Source organism: Zymomonas sp. (assembly GCF_020216885.1).
Lineage (GTDB): Bacteria > Pseudomonadota > Alphaproteobacteria > Sphingomonadales > Sphingomonadaceae > Zymomonas.
In genome coordinates, this window is record NZ_JAIWON010000079.1 from 1 (window position 1) to 10,000 (window position 10,000).

Consider the following 10,000-nt stretch of genomic DNA (forward strand, 5'->3'; position numbering starts at 1 on the left):
TCAGAGCTTGCCGCTAAGGTAAGAACCGGCGAATCCGCCGGATTGACTTTGGCATAAACCGGCGGTGCCGGAAGGTCAGCCGGTAACAGGGCATTAGCCGCATTGATGGCCGCCTGCACTTCCTGTTCTGCAACATCCAAGGCTTCATTAAGGCCAAATTGCAAGGTGATGACCGACGCCCCAGCCGCACTTTTAGTAGTCATACGGGAAAGGCCAGACATCTGCCCGAATTGCCGTTCCAAAGGCGCGGAGACCGTCTGACTGATAACTTCCGGCGAAGCCCCCGGATAGAGGGTAGAGACCTGAATAGTCGGGTAATCCACTTCGGGCAAAGCCGAAAGCGACATATAGTGAAAGCCGAGCAGACCAGCTAGCACAATCGCAATGACGATCAGCGAGGTTGCGACAGGCCGCAAGATAAAAAGACGTGAAGGGTTCATTCAGCCAATTCCTTGCGACCTTTTTCTTGACGGATCATCTTATGATTTAGCCTGCGTTTTTGTCGCGTTATCCCGTGGTTTGATATTCATTTCCTTGGAAGATTCCGCTGGAGTCTGCACCTCGGAATTTTCTATCAGGCGATCGCCCCCTTCGGTGACAACCAACTGATTGGCATCCAGACCTTTCAGAATGACGATATTATCGCCATAGCTGCTGCCTGTTGTCACAAAATGGCGATGCACTTTCCGTTGTTTATCAACCAACCAGACATAGCTTCCATTGTCAGCTTCCCGAATAGCCGTGGACGGCACGGTGACAACCTGACGCAGCGTTTCTACATTCAAATGGATATTCACGAATTGGTTCGGGAATAATTTTCCCGTTGCGTTGTGAAAACGGATTTTGCCTTTTACTGTCCCGCTGGTGGTGTCGATGCGGTTATCAAGTGTCAGCAACCACCCTTCCCCGAGATTTTCGGTTTTTGTCCGGTCATAGGCGGTGCCGGTTAGCTGGCGGCCTGTCTTAACCTGCTTTTCGACTTCAGGGACAAAATCTTGTGCCATAGTGAAAACAACATCAATCGGATCAAGGGAGGTGACAACCGCAACGCCACTGCTATCACCAGCAGCGATATAGTTCCCCTGATCGATTGGACGCAAGCCAACCCGTCCGGTAACAGGTGAAGGAATTGTGGTATAGCCGAGATTGACTTTCGCATAATCAACAGCACCGCGATCAGCAATGACCGTACCTTCTAACTGATGGACGGTAGCGGCCTGTGTATCGACATCCTGTTTTGCAATGGAATCAGAGCCTAGCTGCTGATCGCGGGCAAGCTGGATACGAGCATTTTCAAGCTGAGCAATATCCCGACGCAATGCGCCTTCATTCTGGACAAGCTGGGCTGAGTAAAGGCGGGGATCAATCAGAGCAAGAGGTTGGCCTTCTTTGACCATCTGTCCTTCGGTATAGAGAATCCGTTTAATATAGCCGGAGACCTGTGGCTTTACTGTAATCGTCGAAACGGGCGTGACCGTCCCCAAGGCTTCGACCTCGATTGGAACATCCGCCGTTTTGCTTTTGACGATAGAGACCGTCACCGGCATATCGCCATCATCGCCCGGAGGCCCCATTTTTGAGGATTTTCCATGATGGCCATGGCTGGCAGATTTCTGGTTATTAGTCTTGTTGTTATGAGTGATATAGGCGATTAAAAGAAAGATCAAAGCTAAGACGACCAGTGAAATGATCCAGCTTTTTAATTTTCCTTTTTGGGAGAGAGAAGGAGCAGAGGACGGCTCGATTGTCTCTTGTTTTTTATCCGGATGAGGCATGTTCTGACCGTCTGTTTCTTCTTGCATATGGCTAGCTGACCCTCTCCTCAAATCACAATCACTACGATCACAGGCTGTTTTTACCGAAAGGCCACGATAGGAAGCCTTTTATGACTTGGAAATGAATAAAAAATGACAATTTTGCAGGTAACTTTGTTATTTGTCGCTCTTTAAAAATATCCTATTAAGCTTGTCATAACCGTTTCAAATCAGCCAAGGCAAGGCCACAAAATTTCTTGCTTAATGGATGATGTTTTCACTTTGTTAATTTATGCAAAGTTAATAATATCCGTTATATTCTGCGATTAAGACAAAAGTTTTTGAAAATTTCAAGGGCGTTTTATTATTTCTAACTGTAAAAAAATAACAAAAATACCGTAAAAGAAAATAACAAAAAGTCAACCTAACCAAAGCTGTAATTTCATTCGTTATAAGAACGAAATTATCCGGTTATGGTCACAAAATTTGGCAGAGGCTTTATATGCAACAATCCCTTCAGGCAGTCGATGACTCTACCCCTTATCAAGACCCCTCTTTTAGTCAGTTTATCAAGCATGGGCGAAATGTCATCCTGTCCGAAGCCACCGCGATGCATCATCTCGCCGCGTCTATCGGTGTCGATTTTGCAAAAGCGGTCTCGATGCTGCTCGAAACGCGTGGCCGCATTATTGTAAGCGGTATCGGAAAATCCGGTCATGTCGGACGGAAAATAGCCGCAACATTAGCGTCTACTGGTTCTTCCGCCTTTTTCATTCATCCGGCGGAAGCTGCCCATGGCGATTTGGGGATGATGATGAATGGCGATATCTTGATCGCCATTTCTTTTTCTGGCCGCACGCGCGAATTATTGCCGATGATCAGCTATGCCCAGACGCTTCAAGTGCCGGTTATTGTTATCACCTCTCAAAAGGGTGATATCTTGCCAAAAGAAGCAACGTTGAGCCTGCGCTTGCCAGAATTGAAAGAGGCTTGCCCTGCGAATATTGCCCCAACAACCTCGACAACCTTAACCATGGCTTTGGGTGATGCTTTGGCTGTCAGCATGATGAGGCATCGCGGTTTTTCTCGTGACGCATTCAAATTACTGCATCCCGGTGGCCAAATCGGATTCCGATTACAATCTGTCAGTCGTTTGATGCATGAAGGTGACGCCCTCCCCCTTGTGCATCGTAAAGAACCGATGCGCGATGTTCTGGTAACCATGAGCCGGAAAAGTTTTGGAAGCGCAGGTGTCGTTAATGACGAAGGCGAATTGATGGGTGTGATTACAGATGGTGATTTGAGACGCCATGCCGATCACTTGATGGAAAGCGCGGCAGAAGATGTCATGACATCTGATCCTGTAACCATGCGGGCAGATGATATGGCTGAAGATGCCTTAATTTTGATGACTGAAAAACGAATCACCAGTCTGTTTATCTTGGGTAAAAATGGCGCAAAACAGCCTGTTGGCCTGCTTCATATCCATGATCTGACCCGAATGGGTCTCTAAACCGGATAGCCTTGCCGTTTTTATCCTGCCAAGCCCTTCTCTTTTTAAGCGGTATAATTTAGAGGAGGGCTAAATTTGATGAGACAGTTTAGCTGTCTATTGTGTAAAAAAGGCGGATGGCTATGAACGCTTTCAAGCCTGTTACAAATTAGATTAGGGAGAAGGCGGTAGTGAAAGCTAATGTTCATGTGACGCTGAAAAATGGCGTCCTCGATCCTCAAGGTAAGGCTATCCATCACGCATTAGAACGGCTTGGATTTTCCGGCGTGAATAATGTCCGGGTTGGCCGTTTAATCGAACTTGATCTTGATGATAACGTTTCCGATCAGGAAATTGAGGATATGTGCAGGAAGCTGTTGGCTAATATGGTCATCGAAAGCTTTCGTATCGAGAAGGTTGCCTGATGAAAGCTGCTGTCCTTGTCTTTCCGGGGTCGAACTGCGATCGTGATCTGGCTGTTGCTATTGAAAAAATCTGTGGCAACAAGCCTGTTATGGTCTGGCATCAGGAAAGCGAATTGCCAGACGACCTCGACCTTATCGCTGTACCGGGTGGCTTTTCCTATGGGGATTATCTGCGCTCTGGTGCTATGGCTGCCCGTTCGGCGGTTATGCCTGCGGTCATTAAACAGGCTGAACGCGGTGTGCCGGTTCTCGGCATTTGTAACGGTTTCCAGATCCTGACCGAAGCGGGTTTGTTGCCCGGTGCTTTGATGCGGAATGCTGGCCTGTCCTTTATTTGCCGGAATGTCGGGCTGGAAATTCAGAACACGACATCGCCTTTCACGCGTCTTTACAAGAAAAACCAGAAAATTCATCTGCCGGTTGCCCATCATGACGGGAATTACACCGCGGATGAGGCTACTTTGGATCAGCTGGAAAACGAAGATCGGGTAGCATTGCGCTATACCGAAAACGTCAATGGTTCTGCCCGAAATATTGCTGGTGTTCTTAACAAAAAAGGCAATGTTCTCGGTTTAATGCCACATCCTGAAAGAATGATCGAAGATGCCCATGGGGGCAAAGATGGCTATAATATGTTTGCATCCTTGATGCAGGTTATGGCTTAAAATTAAAGAAGAGCAACCGGCTTTTTATGTTTTTGGTCGGTTGCTCATCTGTTTAAATATTGAGACTATTTTCAACGTTTTTATTTATGCCTGATGCTATAAATTTTTATAGTCTTCTTGGTTCGGCTGATTTGTTTTTTGTCGAGTTTTCATCACAGCCAAGGCTTGATATTTGTGATTGCCTTCAGATTGAGAAGGCGGATTTTAAGCCTGAATCTAGCATAGACATAGCTATCTTACTCTCAAATAGCGATTAACTGGGTTCTGTTGACAAAGTCAGGTAACCATAATTTTACAGCGGCAGTATGAAGGAAAGCGAGGAAAGATTGTCTGGTTTTGTCATAGCCTGTGACGATACGTCTGAACGGCTTCAACTTATTGAACATCCGTTCGATATGATGACGATCTTTGTAGTGCTGTAAATTATAAAGAATATGCTTTTTTCGATTAGAGCGAGGCGGGATAATAGGCAGGATAGCTGAAAAATCAGTTGTTTTTCGTAGCTTATCGCTATCATATCCTTTTTTGCTGAGAAAACGGCGAGGCGTTGTGACAGGAATATCTATAAAGCTGTCGGCACCAGAATAATCAGAGACTTCACCGCCGGTTAGTATCAAAGCTAGAGGGCGTCCTTGACCATCTGAACGAGCGTGGATCTTGCTTATAAAGCCGCCATTACCATAGCTTTCTTTGACCAAAGCCGTCCTTATACGTCCCCCTTTTGCGCCAGCCACTTAGCTATAAGCTCGAATGATTGCGCTATCTACCCTATGTTGCCAGTCATCCGTCAGGCCAAGGTCAAGGAGGGTTTCAAGAAGAACGTCCCACACACCCTGTGCCGCCCACCGAGGAAACCGAACATAAACCAAATTCCATTTCCCATAGCGTTCATGCATGTCTCGCCACGGGCAGCCTGCTCGAAGCACATAAAGCATACCATTTAGAAACAACCGATTACTTTTTGCGGGACGCGCGCTGCGGCCTTGTTCGCTTGGAAGAAGACCCTCTATTATCTTCCACTCCACATCCGTCAGATCTCCTCGCATCCAGTCTGCCTTACAAAAACTTGTCCTCAATTTATCCCTGAAAATCTTAAATGATATTCGTTATCAACAGAAGCTAATCTTACAAAATATCAAATCGTCAGGCTTTTTTAGCCTGTTTGTCATTGGTCAGGAACAAATCTGTCTCTTTTTTCTTTATTACTAGCAGGATTATACTGCGTTTATTCGACTGTGTTTTAAGCGTGAAAATCTTGTCGGATCTCTGCGGAGAAGAAAAAATGAGACGTCTGTTTTCTGAAAACCGCAGTTGGGGTTGGACCATGGCCTATGCGGTCTGCCAAATCCTCTTCGGTATTGCGGCTATCTGTTTTCCTTTCCATATGTCGGTTGCCAGCGGGTTGTTTTTCGGCTGGATTTTGATTGTTGCGGCTATTTTCGCGATTATTTCTGGCTTTAGCAGCCGTCATATCAGAGGCCATTGGCTGGATATTATCTGTGGTGTGATTGCTTTTATTACCGGTGTGATTGCAATCGAATATCCGGTGGCTAGTGCGCTTACGATCGTGTGGTTGATTGCTTGCTGGTTGCTGTTAGTCGGTTTGACCCAGCTTTTTATTGCTTTCCGCATTGTGACGGAAAGAAACTGGCTGCTTTTACGGGGTATTGTCAACAGCTTGATCGCCCTATTCCTGTTCTTTTCAAGCGACAAAACCTCTTTGGCCTTTTTGGGTTTGGCCGTCGGATTCGCCTTTGTCAGTGAAGGCGTGGGTATGGCGATGCTGGCATTGCGGCTGAAACGATTACAGGAAGAAGACATCATTCTTTAAATTTGAAGTAAAATACCCATGACTTTTTAATAAAAACAGGTCGTCTTATGTGAAAGGCGGCCTGTTTTTTAATCTGCCTTTATTTTGAGGTGACCAATCTTCGATATGCGTTGATGTCAAAAAAGGTCGATTTTATTGTCTTATCGACAAAGCTGATCCACTAACGAATATTATCCCCGTTTATCAGTCATTTATAATCTGCCCATTAGGCACGAAGTAGCTGATAAAGCATATAGTGGCGATGATCTGCGCGAAAAGCTGCTTTTTCGAGGCATCCTTCCTGTTATTCTGCTTCATTCAAATCAGAAAGAAGATATTTCCTGCAATTTTCAATCTTACAAAGATCGTCATCATATCGAGCGGATATTTGATAAGTTAAAGCCATTTCGACGTATCACGCTACGACAAAACCAGAAAATTTTTTTTACCTCTCTTCATATCGCAGCCGTAGAATTGTGGTTACCTTTCTTTTGCCAACCGAACCTAGATAAAAGGCCTTATATGGCAGGCTTTAAATAGTTTTGTGGCTAGAAAGAATTACAAAATAGCTAAAATATGATGACCACGATTCCTATAGGAGAGGCAAGTATTCAAAAGAGGTAAAAATTTTTATCTTCCTTATAAATTGGCTTCTGAAATGACAGAAGAGAGACAAGAAACCCCCAATAAGACAGGGTTAAAACACCTATCTTCAAACTATGGCATGAGGCTTTACACCGCGACATGGCTTTTTGTGGCAGCGCCTTTTGTTGCATTATTTATTACTGTGAAAGGCTTTTTTGAGTGCCACATAACTTTTAGGCATAGCTGGGTTGTTTTTGGGCGTTGTCCTGTTTTTGTTTTGCTTTTTCTTCGACAAAGGATTTGAGATCGACGGCTTTGATGCCAGACAGGCGTTTGATTTTGGCTTTTAATTCGGCGCTTAGGATATAATGGCGACCGACCAGAAAATCAGTGGAAGCACCATCAGGTAATAATGCGCGGACATATAATTCGCCTTGGCCGCCGCGATAGCGGTTAACCAATTCCGATAAAGCAGGAAGAGCTTCGGCTTCGCCTGTTGCGACCGTCATTTTCAAGCGGACAGAGGGGGCTAAATTTTCACAGAGTTGAATGGCACGGATAGAGACACGGGGGGCTTCGTCCCCCGGTCGCCAATCTAATTCGACCTCCATGAGAACGCAGGCTTTTTCTTTGGCCGCTTGCTCTAAGTCTTTCGTGGCCTTTTCGTCGAAGCAACTGGCAAAAAATTGGCCGGAAGCGTCCGAAGCGGCGACCATCATATAACGCCGCCCACGGGCAGAATCCCGCCAGCGGACATCTTCGATCATCGCCGCCATTTGGGTTGCGATCCGTTTTTTACGATAATCTTGAGGGTTTTCGTCATCTTGCGGATAAGAAGGCGGTGCCAGACGGTTAATATCGGCGCGGCTTCTGATCCGTAGGCTGGAAAGCAAAGAGCGGTAATTGTCGATCGGATGCGAAGAGAAGAAGAAACCAAAGGCTTCCTTTTCGGCATTCATCCGTTCGGTCAGGCTCCAGATTTTATCTTCCGGTAATTTGATGGAAGGCATCGCCATTTCTTCCATACCGAAGAGACCACCCTGCCCGCTTTTCCGCATACGGTGGATATTGGCCGCCGTGCCAATAATCATTTCGCTGCTCTGTTTGACAGCGCAACGATCAACCCCAAGAGAGTCAAAGGCACCCGCAGAAGCAAGACTTTCTAATTGCCGCCGGTTGAGATGTTCGGGATTGATACGATTGGCAAAATCATCAAGGTTTTTAAATGCGCCGTTCTTTTCACGTTCCTGACAGATATCATCCATCGCCTTTTCACCGACCCCCTTCAACGCACCAAGGGCATAGCGAACGCAGCCCTCTTCAACCGTAAAATCGGATTGGCTGCGATTGATATCGGGCGGAAGATAACGCAAGCCAGAGCGGCGCATATCGTCAACAAAGACCTGTAACTTGTCGGTCAAAGCCATATCGAAGCACATCGCAGCAGCGTAAAATTCGGCGCGGTAATGGGCTTTTAGCCATGCGGTTTGATACGCCACAAGAGCATAGGCGGCGGCGTGGCTTTTATTAAAGCCATAGCCCGCGAATTTATCAATCAAGTCGAAAAGCTGGTTAGCTTGTGCCTCTGTGATATCGTGTTTTTTACTGCCTTCGACAAAACGCGAGCGTTGCGCGTCCATTTCTGATTGAATCTTCTTACCCATGGCGCGCCGCAACAGATCGGCTTCCCCAAGGGAGTAACCGGCCAAAACCTGCGCGGCCTGCATCACCTGTTCTTGATAAACGATGATACCATAGGTTTCTTTCAAAACCGGTTCGAGCAAAGGATGGGGATAGACGATTTCTTCGCCACCGTTTTTACGTGCGCCAAAACTCGGGATGTTATCCATAGGCCCCGGACGATAGAGCGCAACAAGGGCGATGATGTCTTCAAAACGGGTCGGTTTCACGGCAGCAAGCGTGCGCCGCATCCCTTCGGATTCCAATTGGAACACCCCAACGGTGTCCCCCTGTTTCAAAAGTTCAAAAACGGCCTCATCATCCAAGGGGATATGATCGAGATCGACTTCTATCCCGCGTTTTTTCAGCATTTGAACCGCTTTGTTCAGCACCGAGAGGGTTTTTAATCCCAAAAAGTCGAATTTCACCAATCCGGTTTTTTCAACATATTTCATGTCGAATTGCGTCACCGGAAAATCGGAACGCGGATCACGATAAAGGGGCACTAATTGATGTAACGGTCTATCCCCGATGACCACCCCTGCGGCATGAGTTGAGCTGTGACGCGGCAGGCCTTCCAACTTCATCGCGAGATCAAGCAGACGATGGACATCTTCTTCATTTTCATAAGCCGAGGCGATTTCAGGCACGCCATTTAATGCCCTGTCCAATGTCCAAGGATCGCTGGCCTGACTGGGCACCAATTTAGCTAGACGATCTACTTGGCCGTAGCTCATTTGTAAAACGCGACCCGTATCTTTTAGAACAGCGCGCGCCTTCATTCGTCCAAAAGTGATAATCTGTGCCACATGGTCGAGACCGTATTTATGCTGCACATAGCTGATCACTTCGGAACGCCGCGTTTCGCAGAAGTCGATATCGAAATCTGGCATGGAAACACGTTCAGGATTCAAAAAGCGTTCAAACAGCAATCCCAAGCGTAAAGGATCAAGATTGGTAATCGTCAACGCCCATGCGACGACCGATCCAGCCCCAGAACCGCGTCCGGGCCCAACAGGAATCTGGTTACTTTTTGCCCATTTGATAAAATCGGCAACGATCAAAAAGTAGCCCGGGAATCCCATATTTTCGATGATATTTAATTCATATTGCAGCCGTTCTTCATAGGCTTTGCGATCGACGGGCGTGGTCATAGCCGCCAATCGTGCTTCTAGCCCTGCCCAAGCGTCTTTCCGAAGCATCAGGGTTTCGCCTTCACGGTCACCGGCAAGGCTGGGCAAAATCGGTTTTCGAACGGGGGCAGCCACCGCGCAGCGTTGCGCGATCACCAAGCTGTTTTGAATGGCCTCCGGTATATCTTCAAATAACCGCGCCATTTCTTCGCCGGATTTCATCCATGCTTCGGGAGAGCTATGCCGACGATCGGGGCTGTCCACATAAGCGGAATCAGCAATGCAGAGCATAGCATCATGGGCAGGGTGAAAATCGGCCTCTAAAAAACACACCGGATTAGTGGCGACTAACGGAATATCCCGATCATAGGCCAAGTCGATCAGCCCGTCTTCGGCGGCTTCCTCTATTTCTTCGGAACGGCGGGAAAGTTCGATATATAAACGATCGGGAAAGAT

The 10,000-nt window shown here is 46.9% G+C and carries 9 protein-coding genes; 4 read left to right on the forward strand and 5 right to left on the reverse strand.

The window, feature by feature from the left end:
• Both LDL18_RS04290 and LDL18_RS04295 read right to left on the reverse strand, forming a co-directional pair.
• Positions 1-440: efflux RND transporter permease subunit (locus LDL18_RS04290; protein WP_296507144.1), on the reverse strand; the 440-nt coding region annotated here is incomplete at its 3' end.
• 39 nt (positions 441-479) lie between these two features.
• Positions 480-1,802: an efflux RND transporter periplasmic adaptor subunit gene (locus LDL18_RS04295; protein WP_296507145.1), complete on the reverse strand. Its 1,323-nt coding sequence runs from the start codon at positions 1,800-1,802 to the stop codon at positions 480-482.
• Positions 1,803-2,256: 454 nt separating this feature from the next.
• On the opposite strand from LDL18_RS04295, the gene LDL18_RS04300 reads away from it, so the two are divergent.
• From LDL18_RS04300 to purQ, 3 genes are all read left to right on the forward strand, one after another.
• Positions 2,257-3,267 (forward strand): KpsF/GutQ family sugar-phosphate isomerase, encoded by a 1,011-nt coding sequence (locus LDL18_RS04300; protein WP_296507146.1) that lies wholly within the window; start codon positions 2,257-2,259, stop codon positions 3,265-3,267.
• Positions 3,268-3,437: 170 nt separating this feature from the next.
• Positions 3,438-3,671, forward strand: coding sequence for a phosphoribosylformylglycinamidine synthase subunit PurS (gene purS / locus LDL18_RS04305; RefSeq protein WP_011241301.1), 234 nt, complete (start codon positions 3,438-3,440; stop codon positions 3,669-3,671).
• A complete protein-coding gene (gene purQ, locus LDL18_RS04310) occupies positions 3,671-4,336 on the forward strand; it encodes a phosphoribosylformylglycinamidine synthase subunit PurQ (protein ID WP_296507147.1) in 666 nt (221 codons plus the stop codon). The genes purS and purQ overlap by 1 nt, the downstream gene beginning before the upstream one ends.
• A 242-nt stretch (positions 4,337-4,578) precedes the next feature.
• On the opposite strand, the gene LDL18_RS04315 is transcribed toward purQ, so the two are convergent.
• Together LDL18_RS04315 and LDL18_RS04320 are read right to left on the reverse strand one after the other, a co-directional pair.
• Complete coding sequence (locus tag LDL18_RS04315; protein ID WP_296507148.1) at positions 4,579-5,070, reverse strand: IS5 family transposase; 492 nt, start codon at positions 5,068-5,070, stop codon at positions 4,579-4,581.
• Complete coding sequence (locus LDL18_RS04320; protein ID WP_296507149.1) at positions 5,071-5,382, reverse strand: transposase; 312 nt, start codon at positions 5,380-5,382, stop codon at positions 5,071-5,073.
• Positions 5,383-5,618: 236 nt separating this feature from the next.
• Between LDL18_RS04320 and LDL18_RS04325 the strand changes: the two genes are divergently transcribed.
• Positions 5,619-6,167 (forward strand): DUF308 domain-containing protein, encoded by a 549-nt coding sequence (locus LDL18_RS04325; RefSeq protein WP_296507150.1) that lies wholly within the window; start codon positions 5,619-5,621, stop codon positions 6,165-6,167.
• A 797-nt stretch (positions 6,168-6,964) separates the two neighbouring features.
• Here the strand turns inward: LDL18_RS04325 and dnaE are convergent.
• Positions 6,965-10,000 (reverse strand): DNA polymerase III subunit alpha (gene dnaE / locus LDL18_RS04330; protein ID WP_296507151.1); only part of this gene is annotated, 3,036 nt, incomplete at its 5' end.

Excerpts from the sequence above, each read along its gene's own strand:
- purQ (WP_296507147.1), top strand. The coding sequence starts at position 3,671 with ATGAAAGCTGCTGTCCTTGTCTTTCCGGGGTCGAACTGCGATCGTGAT.
- LDL18_RS04295 (WP_296507145.1), bottom strand. The coding sequence starts at position 1,802 with ATGCAAGAAGAAACAGACGGTCAGAACATGCCTCATCCGGATAAAAAA.
- LDL18_RS04325 (WP_296507150.1), top strand. The coding sequence starts at position 5,619 with ATGAGACGTCTGTTTTCTGAAAACCGCAGTTGGGGTTGGACCATGGCC.
- LDL18_RS04320 (WP_296507149.1), bottom strand. The coding sequence starts at position 5,382 with ATGCGAGGAGATCTGACGGATGTGGAGTGGAAGATAATAGAGGGTCTT.
- LDL18_RS04300 (WP_296507146.1), top strand. The coding sequence starts at position 2,257 with ATGCAACAATCCCTTCAGGCAGTCGATGACTCTACCCCTTATCAAGAC.